Origin of the sequence: Lysinibacillus sp. KCTC 33748 (assembly GCF_002237755.1) — a bacterium.
Taxonomy (GTDB): domain Bacteria; phylum Bacillota; class Bacilli; order Bacillales_A; family Planococcaceae; genus Lysinibacillus.
In genome coordinates, this window is the sequence record NZ_MWSJ01000011.1 from 1 (window position 1) to 24918 (window position 24918).

General features: G+C 38.0%; 19 protein-coding genes, 6 tRNA genes, 1 rRNA gene and 1 other annotated feature. Of the genes, 23 read left to right on the plus strand and 3 right to left on the minus strand.

Annotated elements, in window-relative coordinates:
* Window position 1 precedes the first annotated feature (1 nt).
* Window positions 2–117, plus strand: a 5S ribosomal RNA gene (gene rrf / locus B1B04_RS14180).
* Window positions 118–244: 127 nt separating this feature from the next.
* Here rrf and mbcS read toward each other — a convergent pair.
* On the minus strand, window positions 245–1822 hold the full coding sequence (mbcS, locus tag B1B04_RS14185; protein WP_079562101.1) for an acyl-CoA synthetase MbcS: 1578 nt from the start codon (window positions 1820–1822) through the stop codon (window positions 245–247).
* A gap of 269 nt (window positions 1823–2091) precedes the next feature.
* On the opposite strand from mbcS, the gene B1B04_RS14190 reads away from it, so the two are divergent.
* From B1B04_RS14190 to B1B04_RS14300, 22 genes are all read left to right on the plus strand, one after another.
* A tRNA-Asn gene (locus tag B1B04_RS14190) sits at window positions 2092–2168 on the plus strand.
* A 123-nt stretch (window positions 2169–2291) separates the two neighbouring features.
* Window positions 2292–2366, plus strand: a tRNA-Glu gene (locus B1B04_RS14195).
* A gap of 73 nt (window positions 2367–2439) precedes the next feature.
* Window positions 2440–2515, plus strand: a tRNA-Val gene (locus B1B04_RS14200).
* A 14-nt stretch (window positions 2516–2529) separates the two neighbouring features.
* Window positions 2530–2613 (plus strand) — tRNA-Tyr (locus B1B04_RS14205).
* 17 nt (window positions 2614–2630) lie between these two features.
* Window positions 2631–2705, plus strand: a tRNA-Gln gene (locus B1B04_RS14210).
* A gap of 13 nt (window positions 2706–2718) precedes the next feature.
* Window positions 2719–2791: transfer RNA gene (locus tag B1B04_RS14215), tRNA-Lys, on the plus strand.
* 219 nt (window positions 2792–3010) lie between these two features.
* Entirely contained in the window at window positions 3011–3916 is a 906-nt protein-coding gene (rocF, locus tag B1B04_RS14220; protein WP_079562102.1) for an arginase, read from the plus strand.
* A gap of 133 nt (window positions 3917–4049) precedes the next feature.
* Window positions 4050–4613: an RNA polymerase sigma factor SigW gene (gene sigW / locus B1B04_RS14225; RefSeq protein WP_079562103.1), complete on the plus strand. Its 564-nt coding sequence runs from the start codon at window positions 4050–4052 to the stop codon at window positions 4611–4613.
* A gap of 13 nt (window positions 4614–4626) precedes the next feature.
* Entirely contained in the window at window positions 4627–5253 is a 627-nt protein-coding gene (locus B1B04_RS14230) for an anti-sigma factor family protein (RefSeq protein WP_079562104.1), read from the plus strand.
* Between the two features lie 149 nt (window positions 5254–5402).
* The gene (gene cdaA, locus B1B04_RS14235; RefSeq protein ID WP_170938987.1) at window positions 5403–6239 is read left to right on the plus strand and encodes a diadenylate cyclase CdaA; all 837 of its coding nucleotides are present in this window, start codon (window positions 5403–5405) and stop codon (window positions 6237–6239) included.
* Window positions 6232–7344, plus strand: coding sequence for a CdaR family protein (locus B1B04_RS14240; RefSeq protein ID WP_079562105.1), 1113 nt, complete (start codon window positions 6232–6234; stop codon window positions 7342–7344). Before cdaA ends, B1B04_RS14240 begins: the two co-directional genes overlap by 8 nt.
* Window positions 7345–7643: 299 nt before the next feature.
* Entirely contained in the window at window positions 7644–8996 is a 1353-nt protein-coding gene (glmM, locus tag B1B04_RS14245) for a phosphoglucosamine mutase (protein WP_079562106.1), read from the plus strand.
* Between the two features lie 326 nt (window positions 8997–9322).
* Window positions 9323–9844, plus strand: a complete 522-nt coding sequence (locus B1B04_RS14250; RefSeq protein ID WP_079562107.1) for a type 1 glutamine amidotransferase domain-containing protein — start codon at window positions 9323–9325, stop codon at window positions 9842–9844.
* Between the two features lie 1172 nt (window positions 9845–11016).
* Window positions 11017–12819, plus strand: coding sequence for a glutamine--fructose-6-phosphate transaminase (isomerizing) (gene glmS, locus B1B04_RS14255; protein ID WP_079562108.1), 1803 nt, complete (start codon window positions 11017–11019; stop codon window positions 12817–12819).
* 450 nt (window positions 12820–13269) lie between these two features.
* A complete protein-coding gene (gene trhO / locus B1B04_RS14260) occupies window positions 13270–14211 on the plus strand; it encodes an oxygen-dependent tRNA uridine(34) hydroxylase TrhO (protein WP_079562109.1) in 942 nt (313 codons plus the stop codon).
* Window positions 14212–14474: 263 nt separating this feature from the next.
* Window positions 14475–14723 carry a LapA family protein gene (locus B1B04_RS14265; RefSeq protein ID WP_079562110.1) on the plus strand — a complete coding sequence of 83 codons (249 nt, stop codon included), beginning with the start codon at window positions 14475–14477 and terminating at the stop codon, window positions 14721–14723.
* A gap of 248 nt (window positions 14724–14971) precedes the next feature.
* Window positions 14972–16333, plus strand: coding sequence for a TraB/GumN family protein (locus B1B04_RS14270; RefSeq protein ID WP_079562111.1), 1362 nt, complete (start codon window positions 14972–14974; stop codon window positions 16331–16333).
* A gap of 241 nt (window positions 16334–16574) precedes the next feature.
* Window positions 16575–16811: a small acid-soluble spore protein Tlp gene (gene tlp, locus B1B04_RS14275; protein WP_079562112.1), complete on the plus strand. Its 237-nt coding sequence runs from the start codon at window positions 16575–16577 to the stop codon at window positions 16809–16811.
* A 575-nt stretch (window positions 16812–17386) separates the two neighbouring features.
* On the plus strand, window positions 17387–17920 hold the full coding sequence (locus B1B04_RS14280; RefSeq protein WP_079562113.1) for an RNA polymerase sigma factor: 534 nt from the start codon (window positions 17387–17389) through the stop codon (window positions 17918–17920).
* Window positions 17907–19520 carry a DUF4179 domain-containing protein gene (locus tag B1B04_RS14285; protein WP_079562114.1) on the plus strand — a complete coding sequence of 538 codons (1614 nt, stop codon included), beginning with the start codon at window positions 17907–17909 and terminating at the stop codon, window positions 19518–19520. Before B1B04_RS14280 ends, B1B04_RS14285 begins: the two co-directional genes overlap by 14 nt.
* A 624-nt stretch (window positions 19521–20144) precedes the next feature.
* Complete coding sequence (locus tag B1B04_RS14290; protein ID WP_079562222.1) at window positions 20145–21584, plus strand: MDR family MFS transporter; 1440 nt, start codon at window positions 20145–20147, stop codon at window positions 21582–21584.
* 382 nt (window positions 21585–21966) lie between these two features.
* Window positions 21967–22208: a binding site (T-box leader), on the plus strand.
* Between the two features lie 245 nt (window positions 22209–22453).
* Window positions 22454–22768 carry a hypothetical protein gene (locus tag B1B04_RS14300; protein ID WP_079562115.1) on the plus strand — a complete coding sequence of 105 codons (315 nt, stop codon included), beginning with the start codon at window positions 22454–22456 and terminating at the stop codon, window positions 22766–22768.
* A 250-nt stretch (window positions 22769–23018) separates the two neighbouring features.
* On the opposite strand, the gene B1B04_RS14305 is transcribed toward B1B04_RS14300, so the two are convergent.
* Window positions 23019–23960, minus strand: coding sequence for an ABC transporter substrate-binding protein (locus B1B04_RS14305; protein ID WP_079562116.1), 942 nt, complete (start codon window positions 23958–23960; stop codon window positions 23019–23021).
* Between the two features lie 136 nt (window positions 23961–24096).
* The gene (locus B1B04_RS14310; RefSeq protein ID WP_079562117.1) at window positions 24097–24912 is read right to left on the minus strand and encodes an ABC transporter ATP-binding protein; all 816 of its coding nucleotides are present in this window, start codon (window positions 24910–24912) and stop codon (window positions 24097–24099) included.
* Window positions 24913–24918: the final 6 nt, after the last annotated feature.

Below are 24918 nucleotides of genomic sequence, written 5' to 3' on the forward strand. Positions count from 1 at the left end.
GTCTAGTGATGATGGCAAAGAGGTCACACCCGTTCCCATACCGAACACGGAAGTTAAGCTCTTTAGCGCCGATGGTAGTTGGGGGCTTCCCCCTGTGAGAGTAGGACGTCGCTAGGCGCAAAAAGTCGCTGCTGATAATCTCAGTAGTGGCTTTTTTTTTATACCCAGAAGAATATTAAATAAAAGCAATATATAAAGGAGACATTTCACCAATCACTTGGTTAAAATGTCTCCTTTTTTTATTTTATACAGTTGCTGCTCGTAGCTCTATACGACGAATTTTCCCAGAAGTTGTTTTTGGTAGCTCATCGATAAAGACAATGCTTCTAGGATATTTATAAGGTGCTGTTAAAGCTTTAACATGCTCCTGTAGTTCTTTTGTTAATTCGGCCTCATCATGATCTTTGAAGCTTTCTCGCAAGATGACAAAGGCTTTAACAATATGTCCTCTAATTTCATCTGGTGCTGCGACTACAGCACATTCTTGTACAGCTTCATGTTTATTTAAAGCATCCTCTACCTCAAATGGCCCAATTGTATAGCCTGATGAAATAATGATGTCATCTCCTCGGCCTTCAAACCAGAAGTAGCCGTCTTCATCGCATTTAGCTTGGTCACCAGTAATATACCAATCTCCACGGAAGGCAGCTTGTGTACGTTCAGGCTCACGATAGTACTCTTTAAATAGAGCAGGAGATGATTTATGTACCGCAATATCTCCAACTTCGCCAATTGGTACCTCGTTACCCTCATGATCAATGATACGAACAATATTGCCTGGAGTAGGAACACCCATTGAACCAGGACGTAATTCAGAATTTTCGAGTGTGCCGATTAGTAAAGTATTTTCCGTTTGGCCGTAGCCATCGCGCACTTTAAGATCAAAGTTGTTCATAAATGTTTCGATGACTGGTCGATTTAACGGTTCACCAGCAGAAACAGCGCTACGTAGTGAAGATAGATTATAGTCTTTTAAATTATCAAGCTTCGCCATAATGCGATATTCTGTTGGAGTACAGCATAATACATTGACTTTTTCATCCTGAAGCAGTTGAAGGTATGTTTTTGCATCAAATCCTCCATGGTATACAAATGCTGTTGCGCCTAGCATAATAGTCGATAAAAATGGACTCCAAATCCATTTTTGCCACCCTGGAGCTGCTGTAGCCCAAACTAGATCACCTTCACGTACACCAAGCCACCCCGAAGCCGCTGTTCTAATATGCGCATATCCCCAACCGTGCGAATGAACAGCTCCTTTTGGTTTACCAGTCGTGCCTGATGTATAAGAAAGAAATGCCATATCATCTCTTTTCGTCGCAGCTGCTTTAAATGTATTTGGCTGAGTACTAGCCAATTCATTTAAAGACGTCCAATTACCTGTAGCAGAACCTATAACTAATTTATTATTTAAAGCCTCTACTGAAGAAGTAATACGATCTACTTCACTAGTAAACACTTCATAGGCAATTACTGCCTTTGCAGAAGAGTGCTCCATACGATACTCTAAATCACTTGCACGTAACATTTCTGAGCATGAAATAGGAACAATTCCAGCCTTTAGACATCCAAGAAAGACAAAATAAGCTTCAGGCAGACGTGGAATAATAACTAATACGCGATCGCCTTTTTGAAGCCCCTTCTTCGTTAAGACATTCGCGTATTGATTCATTTTTTGAACAAGTTCGACATAGGAAACCGTTCGTCGCTCCTGTTGAGTATTTAGCCATCGTATTGCTTGACGATCACTTTCTTGAGAAAATTTCTCCAATTCCTCTGTAATATTATAGAATTCTGGTGCAATTAAATCGTTTGTTACCATGTGAACATTCCTCCCCCAAACAAATTTAATAGAAAATTCTTAAAACTATCTTTATTTTATCAATTACAATAATATACAGCAAGAATATTCTATACATAAAATAGAAATATTAGATTTAATAGAGAACTATTAGGTTTTTAGTTAAGGTACAGGAATACTTCGACAAAAAATATAAAAATTTTCACAATATGTATTGCATAATTTATAATGCTTGATATAATAATAAATGTACTTGAGAGGTTTTTAAAAACCGAATTGAATAGTATTGTTCCGAAGTAGCTCAGTTGGTAGTAGCACCTGACTGTTAATCAGGTTGTCGCAGGTTCGAGTCCTGCCTTCGGAGCCATTTTTTTGCCCATTTATAATGATGATGTTATACATAAAAAAAGTAAAAAAAGTTTTTAAAAGTATTGCATCGAACGTAAAAAAATGTTATTATAATTCTTGTCTTGTTCGAGACATCTGAAATGGCCCCTTGGTCAAGTGGTTAAGACACCGCCCTTTCACGGCGGTAACACGGGTTCGAATCCCGTAGGGGTCACCATTTTTAAAGCTTTGTAGTAATGCGAAGGCTTAAAAAGAAAATTAACTGTGAAGAAATAAACACCTGATTCTATGGAGGATTAGCTCAGCTGGGAGAGCATCTGCCTTACAAGCAGAGGGTCGGCGGTTCGAGCCCGTCATCCTCCACCATAATGTGTTATTTCGGAGGGGTAGCGAAGTGGCTAAACGCGGCGGACTGTAAATCCGCTCCTTAGGGTTCGGCGGTTCGAATCCGTCCCCCTCCACCAGTTTTTTTATATATGATTGGGGTATAGCCAAGCGGTAAGGCAACGGATTTTGATTCCGTCATGCCTAGGTTCGAATCCTAGTACCCCAGCCATTTATATTCTTTTGAGCCATTAGCTCAGTTGGTAGAGCATCTGACTTTTAATCAGAGGGTCGAAGGTTCGAGTCCTTCATGGCTCACTTTTATAGAATAAAACATATTCAAAAGTGTAACATTGACTACAGATACTAATCTCTTGCTGAAAACAGCAGGAGATTTTTTTATGCTCTTTTTAACTCCTTACCGATTCCAGGCACCCAAGTATAATTAATTGTATAAATATTCATACAATTGTTAGGTTGAGCCATGTAGGATATAGGCTATACAATAGACTTACAAGTTAAAGGGGGTATAAAAAAATGAATAAACTAAATATTTCTATTATTGGAGTGCCGACAGATTATGGACAAACTCGTAGAGGAGTAGATATGGGGCCGAGTGCCATCCGTTACGCAGGTGTTGTAGAGCGCTTAGAAGCGGTTGGGCATGAAGTACATGATCAAGGGGATATACGTGTTAGTCAAAAACAAGAAGGTACAATTGTTGATAAACGGCTATTAAATTTAGAGGAAGTTATCGATGTGAGTACATCTTTGGCAAATAGTGTGAGTAGGGCATTGGAACAAAAGGAGTTTCCACTTGTACTTGGTGGTGATCATAGCATTGCTATAGGTACACTCGCTGGGCTTGGTGAGCATTATAAAAATTTAGGTGTTATTTGGTTTGATGCGCATGCTGACCTTAACACGCCTGAAACGACACCTTCTGGTAATATACATGGCATGCCGTTAGCTGTTAGCATAGGGCTTGGTCATGAACGCTTAGTGAAAATTCGTAATAATATACCAAAAATTAAACCTGAAAATGTCATTATTATTGGAGCACGTTCCGTAGATCCAGGAGAACGTGAATTAATTAGTCAGCAAGGAATCAAGGTGTATACAATGCATGAGGTAGACCGTCTTGGAATGACGCGTGTAATGGAAGATGCGCTTGCCTATTTAAGAGCGCGTGATATAGATGGCTTGCATTTATCACTTGATTTAGATGGGTTAGATCCACTTTATACTCCTGGGGTTGGGACGCCTGTACCTGGTGGGATTACGTATCGAGAAAGCCATTTGGCGATGGAAATGCTTCAGGAATCAGGTATGTTAACATCTGCTGAATTTGTTGAGGTTAATCCGATATTAGATGAAAAGAACAGAACAGCTGATGTTGCAGTAGCATTGATGGGTTCCTTATTTGGTGAAACTTTAGTTTAAAGATATTTGACAAAAAATTGCCTATTGCCACAATGTATAAAAATCTTTTGCTATAATTAATAATAAAATGAAACTTTTCTTATCGATGGGTCGTATAGTATAAGACAGTTGTAAAGGTGGAGAAATCAACACAATGGATGCGTTAGTAAACAAGAGAATAAAACAAGTGCTTAAAGGTGATCAAAACGCATTTGCAGATATTGTGAGTCTCTATCAGCACAAACTGTATCAAGTATGCTATAGGATGTTAGGGAACAAGCAAGAATCTGAGGATATTACACAAGAAGCGTTTGTTCGTGCTTATATGAATTTGCATACTTTTGATCAGAAAAGAAAATTTTCAACGTGGCTTTATCGCATAGCGACAAACCTTTGTATAGACCGAATCCGGAAGAAAAAACCGGATTACTATTTAGATGCGGAAGTAGCTGGTACAGAAGGGCTTGATATGTATTCGCAGATCGCAGCAGGTGACCAGCTACCAGAGGAACAGATCGAGCAAATGGAACTGCAAGATCGTATTCAATATGAGATTGGACGTTTGCCGGATAAATACCGTTCAGTTATAGTATTGAAATATATTGAAGAATTATCATTACAGGAAATTAGCGAGATTTTAGATATGCCTCTTGGAACGGTGAAAACGAGGATTCACCGCGGACGTGAAGCATTACGTAAGCAATTAAACAATCTGTAGGAGGGGGAGCGTCATGAATACTTGTCCAGAGCATATTATAGACTATATCCATGATTATTTAGATGGTGACATTAGTCGTGAGCATGAGCAAGAGTTGAAACGCCATTTGCATACATGCAATGATTGTAAACTATTGATGCAGGAATTAAGTGAAACAATCGCCTTTGTGAAGAGTGCTTCCCATATTACAGCACCTCCGCATTTTGAAGAAGCCGTTATGGCTCGTTTACCGAAACCCAAAAGTCGTGTAGGCATGCAAAAATGGATTCGCCGGCATCCATTCTTTGTGGCAGCAGCAGTTTTTTGTTTATTCATGAGTGCAACTTTACTAGGTAGTTTCATGGATGACCAACATTTCTCTGTGACTAAACAGCCAAACCTTGTTGTTGATGGTCAAACGGTTATTGTACCGGAGGGAGAAGTTGTAAGAGGCGACATTGTTGTTAAAAATGGTGATTTAATTGTTGAAGGTGAAGTGGATGGCAATGTTACCGTTATTAACGGACAGTATATGGCATCTTCGGCAGTTGTTTCAGGAAAAATAGAAGAAATCGACGAAGTATTTGAATGGCTTTGGTATACGATTAAAAATTCAGTAAAGTCTGCTGTAACATTCGAGGGGAACCAAGCAACTAAATAACACTCTATACGTCCTAATAGATAGTGCACGTGAGAGGCTGAAAGGTCTACTCTTTTGAGTAGACTTTTTATTTGAAAAAAGTTACATTTGTTAAGAGTGTGCTATACTTAAATGTGTATGGATTCGCAATGAAAAGTGGGGGATGCCACGTGCAAATTATCGAACATTTCGCTAATTTAACACCTGTGAATATTGTTATTAACTTATTAGATGTACTGCTCGTATGGTACGTTATTTATAAAATTTTAACCCTCATTAAAGGTACGAAGGCTGTCCAATTATTAAAAGGGATATTCGTAATTATTATTGCGCGCCTTGCTACAGACTTTTTTGGGTTAGAAACGTTAGGATGGATGTTACAACAAGTTATCGAGTTCGGTTTCTTGGCGATTATTATCATTTTCCAACCTGAAATAAGACGTGGTCTTGAACAAATTGGTAGAGGGAAGCTATTTCAACGTTCAATTAGTCAAGTTGAAGAAGAACAAACTAGGCTTATTGAGGCGATGAAGAAATCTGTTAGTTATATGGCCAAACGTCGTATAGGGGCGTTAATTTCTATTGAAAAAGAAACTGGTCTAAATGAATATATAGAAACGGGCATAGGACTAAATTCCGAAATTTCATCGGAGTTACTTATTAACATTTTTATACCTAATACACCGCTTCATGATGGAGCAGTGATTATGCAGAAAGATAAAATATCGGCAGCAGCTTGTTATTTACCGCTTTCTGAGAGTCCATTTATCTCTAAAGAGCTTGGGACACGCCACCGAGCTGCACTTGGCTTAAGTGAAGTGACAGATGCCATTACTATTGTCGTATCAGAAGAAACCGGTGCCATTAGTCTTACAATGAATGGTAATCTACATCGAAATCTTTCTCTAGAGGAATTCGAAGGACTGTTACGTAAAATGTGGTTCGGATTAGCACAGGAGTCAAATGCAGCCTCTAAGTTAACTTGGAGGGGGAAAAAGAATGGATAAAATGATGGATAGCCCTTGGGTATTACGAATCGTCGCACTATTTTTAGCCTTTTTGTTATTTTTCTCCGTTCGTGCCGAATTATCTCCTAAAAATAAAACAATTTCGAGTAGTGAGCAAACAGAGGTAATTCGAGATGTACCTGTAGATGTTTTTTATGATGATAAGAACCTCATTGTAACAGGTATACCTAAGACGGTGGATGTTACGATAAAAGGCCCAATGCCACTTGTAATGAAAACAAAGACAACGAAGGATTTTTCTGTTTTTGTGGATTTAAGTAAATTACTTATAGGTGAACATAATGTTAACCTACAATACGAAAACATTTCTGATAAGTTGCAAGTTACATTTGACCCTGAGACTGTAAAGGTAAACATTGAGGAAAAAGTAACACAGGAGTTTCGTGTTGACCCTGAGATGAGTAATCGTTTACTTGAAGAAGGGTATATTTTAAATGGCATGACTGCTAATCCAGCTACGGTGTATGTAACAGGTGCCAAAAGTGCAATTGAAAGCATTAGCTATGTAAAAGCTACTGTAACGGGTGAACAAGGCTTGAAAGAATCGTTCTCACAGGTAGCGGCAGTTCAAGTGCTAGATCGTGATTTAAATAAGCTAGACGTTACGATTGAACCAGAAACTGTGAAGGTACAAGTAGATATTGGGGCATACAGCAGGGAGTTGCCTGTAGTGCTTAAGGAAATAGGGAAAGTGGCAAACGGTATTTCCGTTAACCAATTAACATTTAACCCTACAATGGTGAGGGTATACGGTAGAAAATCTATCCTAGATAGTTTAACTGTCATACCAATAGAGGTGGACTTATCAAAAATTACAGAATCAAAAACTTATGAATTTGATGTGAAATTACCAGAAGGTGTGACAAAAATATCTGAATCAAGGATTAAAGTGAAAGCGGACGTTACGAAGGTAGAGCAGGAGAAAACAACAACTACGACAACAACAACTACTAACCCTCCTGCTCCTACACCTACTCCACCGCCTACACCTACACCTACTCCTCCACCTAATAAGGAGGAACCGGACACTCCTTCTGAGGACAAAACGCCACCAACAGAAAAAACAGAAGATGTTGATTCTTAAACAATAACTGACTATAATTTTATTTTGATTCAGTAGAGATTTCGTTCTCTATCGGTAGGGTGTCATTTTCGGTTTTGAAACATTAACGAAAAAAGTTACTCGGGCTAAAATCAAAATACTTTATGCTCAATTTATCTTCGCTGATTTACAAGTCCGAATAAATGGGCATAGGGGTAAAATGAATAGTTACCAGAAAATGAACGAAAATAGACTTTTCCAAAAGTAAGCAGACGAGTGATCTAGTTGTCAGTGTAGACAAGCGTGACCACCGTCTTGCATTGAAGGAGAGAATAATCAAAATGGGTAAATATTTTGGAACAGATGGCGTCCGTGGCGTCGCGAATAGTGAATTAACACCGGAGTTTGCATTTAAGCTTGGCCGCGTAGGTGGCTACGTTTTAACGAAGGATGCAACGGACCGTCCAAAGGTTTTAATCGGTCGTGACACGCGTATTTCAGGTGAAATGCTTGAAGGTGCACTTGTAGCTGGTCTTTTATCAATCGGCGTGGAGGTAATGCGTCTTGGTGTTATTTCAACACCAGGTGTGGCTTACCTTACTCGAATTATGAGCGCAAATGCAGGCGTTATGATTTCAGCTTCACATAACCCAGTTGCTGATAATGGTATTAAATTTTTCGGTCCTGATGGTTTTAAACTAACAGATGCGCAAGAGGCCGAAATCGAAGCAATATTAGATGCACAAGAAGATACATTGCCACGTCCGATCGGGGCAGATTTAGGTTCAGTAAGTGACTACTTCGAGGGTGGACAAAAATATATTCAATATTTAAAGCAAACAGTGACTGAAGAATTTGAGGGCATCCATGTAGCATTAGATTGTGCACATGGCGCTACGTCTTCACTAGCTACACACCTATTTGCAGATTTAGAAGCGGATATCTCAACAATGGGTGCCTCACCAACAGGCTTAAATATTAATGAAGGTGTCGGTTCAACACATCCAGAAGGATTAGCTAAATTTGTCACAGAAAAAAATGCTGACGTTGGTTTAGCATTCGATGGCGATGGTGACCGTTTAATCGCAGTAGATGAAAACGGTAAAATTGTTGATGGTGATCAAATTATGTTCATCATTGGTAAGCATTTAAATACAGTTGGTCGCTTGAAAAAGCAAACAATCGTGTCAACGGTTATGAGTAACATGGGCTTCTACAAAGCTGTTGAAGATAACGATATGCACAGTGTACAAACAGCTGTAGGTGATCGTTATGTCGTAGAAGAAATGCGCGCTAATGATTATAATTTAGGTGGCGAGCAATCTGGTCATATTGTTTTCCTAGACTATAATACAACTGGTGATGGCTTATTAACGGGTATTCAGCTTGTTAACATTATGAAATCTACAGGTAAAAAACTATCAGAGCTTGCTTCTGAAATGAAAATTTTTCCACAGCGTTTAGTCAACGTACGTGTAACAGACAAGCATGCTGTGACGGAAAATGCAAAAGTTGCTGCAGTAATCGCTGAGGTAGAAGCAGATATGGCTGGTAACGGTCGCGTGCTAGTGCGTCCTTCTGGTACTGAGCCACTTGTACGAGTAATGGTAGAAGCTGCGACAGAAGAAGATTGCGAGCGTTACGTAGAGCGTATAGCAGATGTTGTACGTACTGAAATGGGCTTAACGGAATAAATAGTTTATCTTCATTCAGTAGGTGGTAAATACCCACTGAATGAAGATAAAGCCTCCGGCGGATGTCACGGATTTTGAATTGTGCATGCACAATTCAAAATCCAGACGAAATTACACCAAGGCGAAATTTATCAACAACTCGATTTCCTTTCAAAGGAGGTCGGGTTTTTTTATTAGGCTCAGAGAAGTGATGGATAGAAAGGTAAGAGGTGTGGATAGAACTATTTTGTGCTTCAGGTATTGAAAGCCTTCCGACGAAATGAATGTTTTCAAAAAGAATGGGAACAGTAGTACAGAGTCACAATTACAGGGAGTGTTGTATTGCAATGGCTAAAATTGCTACGGTAATTACTAATATGTTCGAGGACGCCGAATTTACGAGTCCTAAAGGAGCGTTAGAAGCGGCAGGTCATGAACTAATAACGATCGATACGACAGCGGGCATTGAGGTAGAAGGTAAGCACGGAGAGAAAGTAAAAATTGATAGGGGCATCGATGAGGTAACGGCTTCTGAATTTGATGCATTGTTCATTCCAGGTGGATTTTCTCCTGATATATTACGTGTAGATGATCGTGTTGTGGCATTTGTAAAGGAGTTTATGGACGATATGAAACCAACCTTTGCTATTTGTCATGGACCTCAATTACTCATTACAGCAAAAACATTAAGTGGTCGTGACGCAACTGGCTACAAATCCATTCGAGTAGACTTAGAAAATGCAGGTGCAATTTTCCATGACGAGGAAGTGTTTGTTTGCCAAAAACAATTAGTCACAAGCCGCACACCGGAGGATCTACCAGCATTTAATCGAGAAATTGTGAAATTATTAGAGAGTGAAGAAGGCTAAGCTTAAAAGGCACAAGTGAATCTGCTTGTGCCTTTTATGTTTTAATTTCTTTCAGCAAATGTCTTTTGTACCGAAAGCGTAGCGACAGGTACAGAATTCTCCCACCTCTATAGTGGTGGGATTAATGCGAATTAAAGTTACTCTTCAGCGGGCGTCCAAACACCTGCTAAAATAGAGGAACTCAGTCTAAGAACGCCACGTCCTGTGGCAATTTATCTGTGCGAAAGCGAAGCGATAGCAACACACGACTGAGCGACCAACATCATGTTGCTGCCGCTACGTTGCACTACGCTTTCGCACAGAAAACATTTGTTGGCCCAAAGCCTCCGGCGGATGTCACGAAATCGGAAAGGAGTTCTTTTTGTTTAGGCTAGCAACCGGGCATGGAAAAAACATCATATATTTAATAGGAATTTCAAAATAATGCTTTATAGCAGATTGTTTGTCTACACTTTGTCACTAAAAAGTAGGATAAATAGGTGTTTTTTATAACGAAAATTTGACGTATAGCATATGATTGAGTATGATGGAGAAGTTGAATATGAGGTCCGACCTTATCATTTAACGAGAGCGCATAAGGAGGGAAGAACGCGCAAAATCGGAAAACAATTATAGCGCCTGAGCTGAAGAAATTGGACGAAGCTAACTTCAGCAGACGAGGTGGAGGTTTATCGAAAATTCGGCGGATGCCTCCCGATCGACATACCCGATTGTCACTTTTCATTTTGAAAGCATTTGAGTGATTGAATGTACAGAAAATGGAGAAGGTATAGTTAAAGCAATAGATAAATAGAAAATCTCACGTATCGAATAATTACTATTCAGATGGCTGAATGAGTGTAAGTTTATGTATGTATGAGTATGCATATTTTATTTACCTTCTTTCAACAGGTGTCCAAACACCAGCTAAAAGAAGGTAAAGCCTCCGGCGGATGTCACGGAGATCGGAAAGGAGTTCAATATAGGATGTTAGCCTAAAATCATCGCATCCATGCGATAACGGCTAACTGACCTGCATCGTGCAGGCCTAAGCACAAAGCCGATTCCGGACGCAATTATGCCGAGGCATAATTGATAAATAAGCATAGCTTTTACATTCATAAAAAAATTCGATAGGTTGGGGTCTAATTTGTCATTGCGTCAAATTGACGATATCGGAGGACAAGAAATTTATGTGTGGAATTGTAGGATATATTGGTGAAACAGATGCAAAGGAAATCTTATTAAAAGGTTTAGAGAAACTAGAGTACCGTGGTTATGACTCAGCAGGTATTGCAGTACGTAATGAAGATGGGGTAACAGTCTTCAAAGAAAAGGGACGTATTGCTGATTTACGTGATGCAGTAGACGAGGACGTTGCTGCAAAAGTTGGTATTGGTCATACACGTTGGGCAACTCACGGTGTGCCAAACCGTCTGAATGCACATCCTCATCAGAGTGCATCAGGACGTTTTACTTTAGTACACAACGGAGTTATTGAAAACTATCATTTATTACAAAAAACATATTTAAAAGGTATCCCGATGAAATCTGATACAGACACAGAAGTCATCGTGCAATTAGTAGAGCTATTTGTAAAAGAAGGTTTAAGTACAACTGAGGCGTTCCGTAAAACTTTATCTTTATTACACGGCTCATACGCATTAGCTCTTTTAGATGCAGAAGCGGCTGATACAATTTTCGTTGCGAAAAACAAATCACCACTTTTAGTAGGTGTTGGTGAAGGCTTCAATGTAGTAGCTTCAGATGCAATGGCGATGCTACAGGTAACAGATCAATATGTGGAGCTACACGATAAAGAAGTCGTAATCGTACACAAAGCTAGCGTTGAAATTACAAAATTAGACGGTTCATTAGTAGAGCGTGCACCATACACAGCAGAGCTTGATATGAGCGATATTGAAAAAGGTACGTACCCTCACTATATGTTAAAAGAAATGGATGAGCAGCCAACAGTTATTCGTAAAATCATTCAAGCATACGAAGGCGAGAATGGCGATTTAACAATTGACGCAAATATTTTAGAAGCATTACGATCAGCAGACCGTCTATATATTATTGCAGCTGGCACAAGCTATCATGCAGGTCTAATTGGTAAGCAATATTTCGAGAAAATGGCTGGCATTCCAGTGGAAGTTCATATTTCAAGTGAATTTGGCTACAATATGCCATTACTTTCAGAAAAACCATTGTTTATCTTTATTACACAATCAGGTGAAACAGCAGATAGCCGTCAAGTACTTGTGAAAATTAAAGAGCTTGGTTATCCAACATTAACAATTACAAATGTACCTGGCTCTACACTATCACGTGAGGCGGATCATACGCTTTTATTACATGCAGGCCCAGAAATTGCAGTAGCTTCTACAAAAGCATATGTAGCGCAAGTAGCTGTACTTGCTGTAACAGCATATGTAACGGCGAAAGCTAATGGCAAAGGCTTAGAATTCGATTTAAAACAAGAACTTGCGATTGCAGCAAATGGTATCCAAACAATTATCGATTCAAAAGATGTATTAGAGGATATCGCAGAGGACTACTTAAAAATCGCACGCAACGCATTCTTCATCGGTCGTAACATCGACTTCTATGTGAGCCTTGAGGGTGCCTTGAAGCTAAAAGAAATCTCTTACATTCAAGCAGAAGGCTTCGCAGGTGGCGAGCTAAAACACGGAACAATTGCCTTAATCGAAGAAGGTACACCAGTATTTGCCCTTGTCACACAAGAAGCAGTATCATTAAATATTCGTGGTAATGTTAAAGAGGTAGCTGCACGTGGAGCATACCCATGCATTATTGCCATGGCTGGCGTAGACGAAGACGGTGACCGTTTAGTAATCCCTCAAGTTCACGAATACCTAACACCACTTGTATCTGTAGTGCCATTACAGTTAATTAGCTATTACGCAGCACTACACCGCCGCTGTGATGTAGATAAACCACGTAACTTGGCTAAATCAGTGACGGTTGAGTAATTTTATGTAGCTACAGGCTTGTTAGTTATAAATAATACTGTCACATTTTATAATTATATTTGTCATATTAATATAGGATGATGTGACACTAAAATAAACCTTGGTACAGAGTAGTTGTTGCTGTATCAAGGTTTATATTTTTTTTCACATTATTTTTCGGAGTAAACTACATTACAAATAAGGTTAAAAACTTCTGATGTTGAATTTGAAACGAGATGGTTAATTTATTTACTTACGGTCCTTTACTTTATTGATCTCATTAACTGGATCGGCTATTTCTTATTAGTTCAAATCCGTTGGCCACTTCACAAGTTCTTTAAAAACATTATTGTATACCCATTTCAGCCTAATTACCGATAGCATATTAAATGATTATCCTTTATGTTTAATAGGTCGTAAAAGACACTATCAGGTATATCCTGCAAATATATGAAATGATAGGTGGATACAATGAATTATCAAGTTTTATTATATTACCATTATACGAAAATCGAAGATCCAGCTGCGTTTTCAGCAACGCACTTAGCAATGTGTAAAGAAATCGGTTTAAAAGGTCGTATTTTAGTAGCTAATGAGGGCATTAACGGTACTGTTTCAGGTACGATTGAGCAAGCAGAGCAATACATGGCAAACATGCAAGCAGACCCATTATTTGAAGGCATTGTCTTCAAAATTGATGCGGCAGATGGGCATACATTCAAAAAAATGCATGTACGCCCACGTCCTGAGTTAGTAAACCTAGGCTTAGAAGAAGACGTAAACCCACATGAATTAACAGGTCGATACCTGTCACCAGAACAATTCCTTGCTGAAATGCAAGATGAAAATACAGTAGTATTAGATGTGCGTAACACGTATGAATACGATGTCGGCCATTTTCGTGGTGCGATTCGACCAGATGTACAAAACTTCCGCGATACACCGGAATGGGTACGTGCAAACCGCGAGCTATTCGACGGGAAAAATGTTTTAACATACTGCACGGGCGGGATTCGTTGTGAGAAGTTTTCGGGCTGGATGAAACGTGAAGGCTTTGGCGATGTTGGTCAATTACACGGCGGTGTTGCAACATACGGAAAAGACACTGTTGCGAAAGGCCAATTATGGGACGGTCAAATGTACGTATTTGATGAGCGTTTAACGGTGCCGATCAATCAAGTAGAGCATGTTATTATTGGTCGTGATCACTATGACGGCGAACCTTGTGAACGTTACATTAACTGTGCAAACCCTGAATGTAACAAGCAAATCATTGCATCAGAAGAAAATGAAGCAAAGCATTTAGGGGGCTGTACAATCGAATGTACAAAGCATGCGCGAAACCGCTACATCGTGCGTCACAATTTAACAGAAGAGCAAGTAGTTCAAACAATTGAGGCGTTACAAGCATAAGCATGAAAAGCTGTCTAAACATAAAAAAACGTCATTACTACTATGAAAAAAGAATTAAGAAAAGTTTTCTATTGAAACAATCTGCCAAAAATGGACGTGATTGTTGAACGTCACAAATAAAAAGGGATCAAACTTTTTTATAAAAGTTGTGTAACTAATAATATTAGGGTAATACTCTTGTTGCGAAATAGTGATTGTCCCAATCTATTCCAGATTTTATAATAGTAATTATAGAATGTAGATAACAATGAAAGAGGTGGCATATGAAAAAGCAGTGGAACTTAATATTAGCAATAATTGTAGTCTTAATTATCGCGGTATTTTCAGTTATCAATGTTGACAAGGTAACGGTTAATTATTTATTTGGTAAAGCTGAGTGGCCATTAATCCTCGTTATTATTGGGTCAGTCCTATTGGGAGCTCTATTAGTTGGATTAATTAGTATGATGAAAATTTATCAACTTCAAAGAGCTTTGAAAAAGGCAGGTGATGAAATAGATCGACATTCTTAAATGTTGATCTATTTCACTAAGATCCCTATTGTAAAGCAACACTTAGAATTAAACGATTATATTATTTTACATCAAAAATTAAACAACTTTATTTTAATCCCGTCCTAAAAATCAGGACGGTTTTTTTGTATTTGAGGTTAGAAAATAGATTAATATGAAATTATAATTATTCTCATATTTAACATAAAATAGTTTACATTTATATGGTACTATATTCATAGAATAAGTATCAAGGGAGAGAAGACAATATGATGAAAAAAATACTGAAACGTACGAGTGCTGCGTTGCTTGGCGCTTCATTGATGCTGACATCGGTTGTGCCAGTGATTCATGCGAAGGAGCAATCACCGCCCCTATCACCATCGATAAGTAATCAGGTTATTGAAACCTTAGTTGAAGGTGAAAAATACGGAATTTACCCAACTACATGGTATGATAAAGACTTTCATAAAGAAATTTCTGTGGACAAGGTAAATGAACTGCTGGCATTAACGGAAAAGAAAGTTGCCTCACTGGGCTTAGCGGAAAATAAAAAGTATAAGCCATTGAACGTGAAGAACGATAATACACGCGGTGATATTGTGAATCGCTTGTATAATATCGTCGCACGCTATGATTTACCTGTCGGCACGGATGCCGTTAAATTTATGAAAGATCATAACATATTACAAGGTTATTCAAACGAACTGCACTTAGAGCAAAAGGCAACGACGCAACAGGCTGTTCTACTAGCTTCTCGATTGATTAAGATTACCTATGAACTTGCAGAGCAAGGAGCGAAGGGGGTAGCCTGGGTAGTAGAGGATGAGGATACGACTGTGTATTTATTAGGCTCCATTCACCTAGGTACACCTGACTTATACCCATTTGATCAAAAACTAGTGAACGCGTTCGATAAAGCGGATGCGCTATTAGTAGAGGCAAATATTCTGGATACGAAAGGGCTTGATTATTATGCGAAAAAGGCAATGTATTCAGATGGCACAACACTGAAAGATGCTGTTGCGCCAGAAACATATGCGAAGCTTGAAAAAGTTGCAAAGCTATATAATCTCCCTATGGAACAACTGACATTGCAAAAACCTTGGACACTGTCAAGCACTTTAGCAATGCTGTCAACAGATAATTCCTTTGGTATGACGCCACAAGAAATGGCGAAGCACGGTATTGATATGTACTTTTTATTAAATGCAGATCTGCAGAAAAAGCCAGTGATTGAATTAGAAGGTATGAAAGCACAAGTTGATATGTTTGACGCGTTATCACCAGAAGCACAGGAGCAGTCTTTAGTCGCTGTGTTGGATAACATAATCAATCCATCTGAAGAAAATCAATCTAACATTCTTCAAGAGTGGTTTACAAGCTGGAAGCAAGGGAACGTTGAAGAGTTTGCAAAAAGCTTCCAATCGATGGAAGGTGGACCGTCAGAGTACAATGAAATGCTATTTGGTTTACGAGATGAACAAATGGCAAAGAAAATCACGAATGTACTTAAAGAGAAAAAAGGTACGTACTTTGTTGTTGTTGGTTCAGGTCACTTCTTAGGTGAGAAAAGCATTCGCTATCATTTGGAGAAAGACGGGTACAAAGTGAAGCCATTTTATCAATAAAGAAAAACCAAAGAGCACGGGGATTAAGGGTAAGTTGTACCTTAATTTAGTTAAAAAGCCTTTAAGGGATCTATTTCCTTAAGGGCTTTTTGTCACCTCACGCGGCAAGAAAACTGTAAGCCTTTCTCCAGTGCTTGTCGTGCCAAAATCGCAAAAGCACTTTTCTTAGTAAAAATTAGTGTACATATAAACATAAAAAACATACAAACTAATTGTAACGTCGAAATTTTAGGAGGTTACCATGGCTAATTCAAGACACTCAAAACCAGATGATAGATCCAATAACGTTGAACGAATTCGTGATATCGTTAAGAATACTGAAGAAAAACTCCATGAAGCGGAGATTAGTTTGGAATTTGCAGACCCTATGCAAAGTGAAATGATTAAAGAAAAAAATAAGCGACGTCAAAAGTCAATTGAAGGATTAAAAGAAGAAATGCAAGATGAAATGGCAGCTCGTAAAAAAGGAGAAGTGTAGAATTGGAGACTTAGGAAGAGGAACTACCTTTTCTCCGACTTAAAAGTATTTCCCAACAAAAGCAGATGGTTTAGAAGTTCTATAATGGGCTTCTATATCGCCGTCTGCTTTTATTATGAGATTGTAAATGACTTATTATATCTCTTTTTAGAACGTGGATTTCAACACAAATTGGAAGACTTCCTATTTGGACTTACGAGTTAAAAGTGCTTATACAAGGAATGGGCTAAAATATACTGAGTAAATTCCGGAAGAAGATTACCACATTAGATTTTTAATAGCTAAAAATAGTTAGTGGATTAGTATGTCAGAAAAAATACATATATGAAGGCGATAATCTGATTTATCATATTTAAAATAGCTTAAATTTGAACCCCGCGCTTTGACATTATTTCAAAATGCGGGGTTTCTATAGGATAAAAGCTTTCTCTTCTATTGTAGTTATCTTAGTAGTGAATAATAAAGTGTGAAAAAGTAATTAAGTATAATTAAAGAATAATTTTACTAAAAAAGATGAACCTTTTCCAATGGTCATTTGTTTATAAAGTATAACGCAAAGAAAGGAGTGCCTTGGATTGACAGAGCGTGAAATATTCGATTCTTATAACAAGGATGTATACCGCACATGTTATTACATGCTGCGAAACGCACAAGATGCGGAAGATCTATGCCATGACGTATTTATCACCGTTTTTCGTCAGGATTGGCAAAACGTTGAGCATACGCGTGCCTGGATCATGCGCATCGCAATGAACCATTGCTTAAACTTGCTAAAACGGAATCAGACTCAGAGGGATAAACAGGGTCAGGTGCAATGGCTTCATGAGCAGGCAACATTTTCAATTAAATCCGTAGACACCATTGTAGTAGAAAAAACAGCTCAGGAAGAATGGGAGGAACTACTGAAGCAACTACCAGACAAATTGATGGCAGTTGTTACCCTCCGCTATATCGGTGAGCTATCCATGGTAGAGATCGCTGAAACCCTGCAGATTCCTGTGGGTACAGTGAAGTCGAGACTCCATAAGGCATTGAAAATCATGCGCAAAAAGCTTGAACACAAAAACAACTTATGGTTGAAGGGAGAGAATCAATTTGGAACGCATTGAAAACAAGGTTAAAAACCAAATGAAGGCATCAAATAACATCGATTACCCTAACTTTGATCAGATGTGGAGCAGTATCCAGCAGGACGAGCTAAAGGTTGCTGGAGATGAACCAGTTGTGCTCCGTCCTCGAAAACGAAAGCGCTTTGCATTGGTTGCAGGGCTATCTGTAGCTTTGATGGCTACACCAGTTTATGCAGCTCTGAATTATGACTGGTCCAGCATGCTTTCACATAGGGAAGGTATTCAGTCTGCATTAGAGCAGGGCTTAGGTCAAACGATTGAGCAATCCGTTACAAAGGAGGGTGTTACGTTAACCGTACATACGGCGTTTATAGATGAGAACAGAACCGTATTGCTGTATAGTTTGAAACCTGAAACATCCCAAAATATAACGGATATAGATTTTAAACTTATTGGACTAAAAGATTCGAAGGGCAACTTTGTTGAAGGGAATTATCGGGGTAAGTGGAATGAGGAGCTAGGTGAATACCAGGGATATTTTGAAACGGACTGGGTTGGCGAAGGGCAGACGACCGATATTGAGTTTATAATGGAGAATATCCAATTCATCAGCAATAAGAAGCAGTCCATCAGCTATAATCCTAATGACGCTACTACGCAAGTGTTCCCAATTCAAAAGGATGGGGTGGGTAGCGTGACCTTACAGTCTTTTGAACCGGCTGAAGGTAAAGTTCTCCTAAAGTCAGACGTTACGTTTATGGATACTGAAATGCCGTACAAACGTGTAGAATTCGAGGCAATCAATGATGTGGGTGAAACTGTTAAACAAGTGACAGGTACTTCTTCTTCATACCTTGACGGAGGAGCAAATATAAGTCAAATATTCAAGTCTAACACCTTACGTGAAGAAGGGACTAAATTCCAGCTTTCTTATGATCACATACTAGAATCAAAAGAAAGTACTTGGAACATAAATATGAATCTTTTCAAAAAACAGTTGGAAAATGCGTCATTTAAGCAAGTGCTAGATATCCCTATGGGCAATGTCCCTAACACGAAAATCCATGAAATGAAGGTTACACCAACCCAAGTTCGTTTGAACATTACTCAAGAAGACTACTACACTCTCCCTTTTAGAGAGTATCAACTAGATGTAGGTGGAACTCTGTTAAAAGGGTATTCTATGGGTGAAGGACAAGATCTACGCTTTGAAGTGGTAGGGCTAGATGCAGCTTCTCTGGCTAATAAGCCTATAACCCTCGTCGCGAAGCACCGTATCGATGGTTTTTACGGAGACGAGAACGACAAACCAATCCATTTGACTGACATATCAGAAAAACATCAAACTACAACGTCTAGCATTGCGGGGTATCCAATCTCATGGACTTACTATTTAAAGGACAATAACCTATATGTTGAAACCTTGAGCTCAGACCCGATGTTTGAGGGAGTCGATCGAACTTATTATTTGGACGGTAAAGAACAGATTTTAGGAGAACCGGAATTTTACGATGAAAGTAATAAATCGATGGACGTTTATGAAAACTTCGACAAGAAAGAGCTAGATATTTACATTTATAGTTATGGAATCAATAAGCCAAACGGAGAGCTTCGTATTCCACTTAAGTCTGGAAAATGACCTGCATTATGAATATCAGAAATTTAACAGAACTTGAAGAGATATATTTTTAATTGAAAATCTAACCCCTACTATAGATAGTCCTATTCATATAACTAAATGAAGTAACGAAAAAACCCAGCTTCTCTATATTAATTTGCAAAGAAGTTGGGCCTTTTAATTAAAGTAACAAGCTCTTTTAAATGAGATTAACTAGAACGCTCCTTTATTCTACTTTCTCAATTTACAACTTTATTATCTCTGCACATCAATCACCTCTTTAGCTATTCTTTGAGGTGGTTTTTTTATGGATATTTGTGTTAAAATTAATGGTTGTCTTGTGAATTATAGAATGAGCAATTATTAAGAAGGTTAATGAATAACTTTTCTTGTTTCATTAACGAGCGATTATTCAATTAGAGCAATCGCTTTTTGTGCTAACCTAGGCAAATCAGTTGAAGTACATAATGTTAATGAGGCAGAAATTAATGGGGACTGACGATAAGTGTTTTATTGATATCCGTTTCAATGGTGGAGATATTCAAATTGACGTTTTAGAAGATACATAGTTATTAGTTGATATATAATAAAAAAACTTAGCTATATATTGGGTTATTTAAATAGATGGAAGTGAAAGGGAAAAATATGAGAAAAAAAGTTATTTTATCATTAATGTTAATGACATTTCTATCTGCTGTAGAAGGAACAATTATTAGTACAGCAATCCCCCGTATAACGAATGATTTGTCAGGTGTCGAACTTGTTAGTTGGGTTTATGCAATTTATATGCTTGCCACAGCTGTTTCGACTCCAATCTACGGGAAACTGGCTGATTTATTCGGTCGTAAAAAAGTTTTACTGATCGGAGCTACAATATTTTTAGTTGGCTCTGCACTTTGCGGTATCGTTACATCGATGGAACAGCTCATCGTCTTTCGTGCCCTTCAAGGTCTAGGTGCTGGCGCTATTATGCCAATAACAATGACAATCATTGGTGACTTATATAGCGAAGTGAAGGATCGTGCAAAAGCACAGGGATGGATTAGTGCTGTTTGGGGTATCTCTGGTGTGATCGGACCATTAGTTGGCGGATTTTTAGTGGATTCTCTTTCTTGGCGCTATATCTTCTTCTTAAACGTTCCATTTGGAATTATCGCTTGTATAATGATTGTCATTTATTATAAAGAATCTATTAAGCCTGCTAAGCATCATATCGACTATCTTGGTGCAACAGTCTTCTCTTTAAGTACAATCGCTTTACTATACGCATTATTAACAGGTAGCAGTCAGCAAAACTGGGGTGATATGACAATTGTTGGTCTCTTAATCTTTGCAGCTGTTTCATTTATTATTTTCTTATTCATTGAGAAAAAATCTCCGGAACCATTAATTCCGCTAGCACTTTTCTCTAACCGTACATTATCTATTATTAATATACTAACACTTATGTCGGGTGCAATGATTATTAGTATTACAATGTATCTTCCGATTTGGAGCCAAGGTGTATTAGGAAAAAACGCGACAGACGCTGGACTCATATTAATGCCACTACCTGTAATGTGGACATTCGGCACTATTTTTTCAGGTAAATTAGTTGGTAGTCTAAATACGAGACAAATTATTTTACTTGGAGCTAGCGTTCTTTCGGTTGCTGCCTTTTCATTATTTACATTGTCGACAGATTCACCAGCATTCCTAATTTATGTTGCAGTTGGACTATTCGGCTTAGGGATGGGGCTTATTACACCTATCTATATGGTAACAATTCAAGCAGCTGTTCCAAATCATACGCGCGGGACGGCAATTGGCTTAAACACATTTATCAATACGTTTAGCCAAACATTAGGAGCTGCAGTTTTCGGGGCGATGTTCAACACGATGATTCATGCACGCGGTATTAAAAACCTTGATCTTGTAACTTCTGGTGGTCATGAAGGAACTACAGCAAACGTAGTAACCGAATCGCAAGAAGCATTAGCCTCAAGTGTACATTTTATTTATATGGGTACTTTTATATTAGCACTAGGAACTTTAGTAATTGTTTGGTTCTTATTAAAGCCAAACACACAAACTAGGGAGCAATAAAAAAAGAGGACAAGCTTGTCCTCTTTTTTATATGTATATTCTAGTAACTTCATATTGTTTTCGATTTTAGCAAATGAAGCTGGTTTTTGACACAATTACTATGTCAGGCTATGATTCTAAGGAATTAAAAGATATCTTAAATATTTCTGAAAGGTATTTAGACGTTATGCTTATAGCCATTGGTAAAGGTACTAAAGCCGGCCATAAGACAGTAAGGCATAATGTTAGTAAGGTAATGTATAGAAACAACATAATTTAGTGTTCCTATGGTCTTTGTGAAAACAGTACCAACTTAATTTATTGACAATTCAAAAAAAGACGCTATAATAATTAACAAGATTTGCATAACGAAAAATTGTTGTTAACAATTTGGAGTATAAGAGTAAAAGTGTTGAAGAGAACTAGTAGTTTTAATGGAACTTACAGAAAGTAGCCGGTCGATGAGAGGCGCAAGGAAAGTTAAAATGAATTCATCTTGGAGCTGCGTACCGAACTTTAGTAGGCTACGACGGGTTTGCATCCGTAATCAATGCAAAGGTATCGCATATAGCCGTACCTATTGAGAAGAGTTATGTGAGTAGCTCTTAAATTAAGGTGGTAACACGTTCATAACACGTCCTTTAGGTTTATTCCTAAAGGGCGTTTTTTTTTATCTTCATTCAGCAGAAGTGGATGATAAGATGAATGCGATGTGATTCCTTTTCAGTAGGTGTCCAAACAACTTTATAGAGGAACCCAGTCTACGTTATGTCTTGTGATAATTTATCTGTAGCGAAAGCAAGGCGTCCGCTACAATTATGCCAAGGCGAAATTGATTTTTACTCTTATAGAACTTGCAATATTAATTCATATTGAAGGAGTTGTATTGTATGTTTTTAAAACTTGAAGAACAATTAGGGGAGATTGAAAATGGTATAGGTAGGACCGTTAATGAGGGAGAGGTTTTGCCTGATATCATCCCCACTATGTTAATTGAAATAGGAAAAGAATCTGTATTAGATATTATTCCATCATTAATTACCGAAGGATATATTAAAAGTAAAAGAGAATTTATGCGTTTAATTAAACAAAAGGGTGTTTCTTTAAATGGGGAAAAACTTGAAGAAGAGGATACGGATATAATATTAATGAATGATGAGATTTTGCAAATTGGGAAGGAAAGATTTATACGATTTATAAAATAGGGGATTAAGTTGAACTATTTGCAATCGATAACTAAACAACTATATCATGCTTCTTAAGCGAGGTTTTTATTAAAAAAAGAGGTTGGGACAAAAGGTTTTAAGTAACTTGAAAAGCCGAACTATTATAACAGTGCTGACACAGCATTCTACAATAGTTCGGCTTTTTGTATTTCAATAAATAAAAAGTAAATTTATTATTCGGCTTTGGATACAGATAAATTAGTTATGTCCCAGCCTCTTCTCATTATTATTATTTCTCTAAAACAAATTCAGCAATTTCATCTAAAATCATTTCTTTACCAAGAGGGAAGTATCCTTTATTGACTGCATCATTTTTAATAATAAATACGTGGTTGTTCTTAACTGCGTTCATGTTTTTCCAAATTGTTTCTTCTTGGAATTCTTTCAAACGTTCAGAACCGTCACCTGTTGTAAATACGAATAGGTAATCTGGATTGTAGTCAATTAAAGCTTCTTTTTGTACTTGTACTAATGCTTTATCCAATGGTGTACCTGGAACTGCTGGTAATTTTAAATCTTTAAAGAGTACGCTACCGTAACCATAGTCACCGTATACACGGAATGCATTTGGATATGCAGCCATTTTCATGAACTTTGCATCACCAGTTTTAGCAACGATTTTATCGTGTAACTTGCTCGCTTTTGCGTCATACTGTTTGAACCATTCTTCTGTCTCTTTTTCTTTATCGAAGATTTTGCCTAATTCCTCGAACTTTGGACGCCATTGATCTAATGGAGTTTTTAACATAACAGTCGGTGCAATCTTAGATAGTTGATCATAGATTTTTTCTTGACGATCATTGATAAGAATTAAATCCGGTTTTGCAGCAGCTACTGCTTCGATATTAATTTTGTCACCCCATGCTGAGCCGACTGGTTTTACATCTTTTAATTTATCTGCAATATGTGGATCAATCTCTTCTTGAGACGTATTTGCAGTAATGATTGGTTTCATGCCAAAGATTAATAATTCTTCTGTTGAACCACTAAGGTCAGCAATTTTCTTTGGATTAGCAGGGATTTTAATTTCCCCTTTAGCGTGTTCTACCGTACGCTCTTCTGCTTTTGTGTCGGTCTTTTCTTCTTCTTTCTTATCTGAAGAACAAGCTGCAAATAGTATAGATGTAACAACTAATACCATTGCTAGTAACGATAGTTTAAATTTCTTCATATTTTTGTTCCTCCCGGATAATTTGTCTACGACCCATTTCATTCTAATGGGTGTTCAGCCTCTCAGGCTAAGTGAGGAGCTCAGCACCCATTAGAATGCTTCCTCTCTATCTATTTAAAAGAGAAAGAGGGATTTCCTATAATGCTTTTTCCTGTTCTAGATTATTAACCAACGTTAAATCGTAAGTTAAACAAATAGGTTTACTGTTTACAGGACACGAAACGATTAGTGCTTCAATTTCAAACACATTTCGAAGTGTGTCACTTGTCATTACTTCGTCTGGAGCTCCTTGATGCATCAGTTTACCAGCTTTTAAAGCAACCATATGATCAGAAAAACGAGAAGCATGGTTTAAATCATGAATGACCATAACGATTGTACGGCCTTCTTCCTGATTTAATTTTTTCAATAACTTTAATATTTCTAACTGGTGAGCCATATCTAAGTAAGTTGTCGGCTCATCTAATACAAGTAAATCCGTTCCTTGAGCAAGCGCCATCGCAATCCAAACTCGTTGGCGTTGGCCACCTGATAAAGCTTCTGCTGAACGATTTGCAAATTCTGTCATCCCTGTCACTTCAAGTGCCCAATGAATATAGCGATAATCTTCTTCCTTCAGCGTTCCAAATCCATTTTGGTGTGGAAAACGACCATATGAAACAAGCTCAAACACAGTAAGACCTGTCGGCACTTCTGCAGTCTGCGGTAAAATTGCCATTTTCTTTGCAATTTCTTTCGTTGACTGTTTCTCAATTGCTTTTCCATCAAGATAAACAGATCCGCGTTTTGCCTTTAAGATGCGAGAAGCTGCTTTTAACAATGTAGATTTCCCACATCCATTTGGCCCAATAATCGTTGTGATCTTTCCTTCCGGGATTTCCACTGATAGTCCATCTATAATTAATCCTTCATTATAGCCAACGGATATCGAATCAACTGCTAAAGTTACCATTAAAAA

Bases quoted from the DNA above. Each gene is read 5' to 3' on its own strand.
- mbcS (WP_079562101.1), bottom strand. From the start codon at position 1,822: ATGGTAACAAACGATTTAATTGCACCAGAATTCTATAATATTACAGAG.
- rocF (WP_079562102.1), top strand. From the start codon at position 3,011: ATGAATAAACTAAATATTTCTATTATTGGAGTGCCGACAGATTATGGA.
- sigW (WP_079562103.1), top strand. From the start codon at position 4,050: ATGGATGCGTTAGTAAACAAGAGAATAAAACAAGTGCTTAAAGGTGAT.
- B1B04_RS14230 (WP_079562104.1), top strand. From the start codon at position 4,627: ATGAATACTTGTCCAGAGCATATTATAGACTATATCCATGATTATTTA.
- B1B04_RS14240 (WP_079562105.1), top strand. From the start codon at position 6,232: ATGGATAAAATGATGGATAGCCCTTGGGTATTACGAATCGTCGCACTA.
- glmM (WP_079562106.1), top strand. From the start codon at position 7,644: ATGGGTAAATATTTTGGAACAGATGGCGTCCGTGGCGTCGCGAATAGT.
- B1B04_RS14250 (WP_079562107.1), top strand. From the start codon at position 9,323: ATGGCTAAAATTGCTACGGTAATTACTAATATGTTCGAGGACGCCGAA.
- glmS (WP_079562108.1), top strand. From the start codon at position 11,017: ATGTGTGGAATTGTAGGATATATTGGTGAAACAGATGCAAAGGAAATC.
- trhO (WP_079562109.1), top strand. From the start codon at position 13,270: ATGAATTATCAAGTTTTATTATATTACCATTATACGAAAATCGAAGAT.
- B1B04_RS14265 (WP_079562110.1), top strand. From the start codon at position 14,475: ATGAAAAAGCAGTGGAACTTAATATTAGCAATAATTGTAGTCTTAATT.
- B1B04_RS14270 (WP_079562111.1), top strand. From the start codon at position 14,972: ATGATGAAAAAAATACTGAAACGTACGAGTGCTGCGTTGCTTGGCGCT.
- tlp (WP_079562112.1), top strand. From the start codon at position 16,575: ATGGCTAATTCAAGACACTCAAAACCAGATGATAGATCCAATAACGTT.
- B1B04_RS14290 (WP_079562222.1), top strand. From the start codon at position 20,145: ATGAGAAAAAAAGTTATTTTATCATTAATGTTAATGACATTTCTATCT.
- B1B04_RS14300 (WP_079562115.1), top strand. From the start codon at position 22,454: ATGTTTTTAAAACTTGAAGAACAATTAGGGGAGATTGAAAATGGTATA.
- B1B04_RS14305 (WP_079562116.1), bottom strand. From the start codon at position 23,960: ATGAAGAAATTTAAACTATCGTTACTAGCAATGGTATTAGTTGTTACA.
- B1B04_RS14310 (WP_079562117.1), bottom strand. From the start codon at position 24,912: ATGGTAACTTTAGCAGTTGATTCGATATCCGTTGGCTATAATGAAGGA.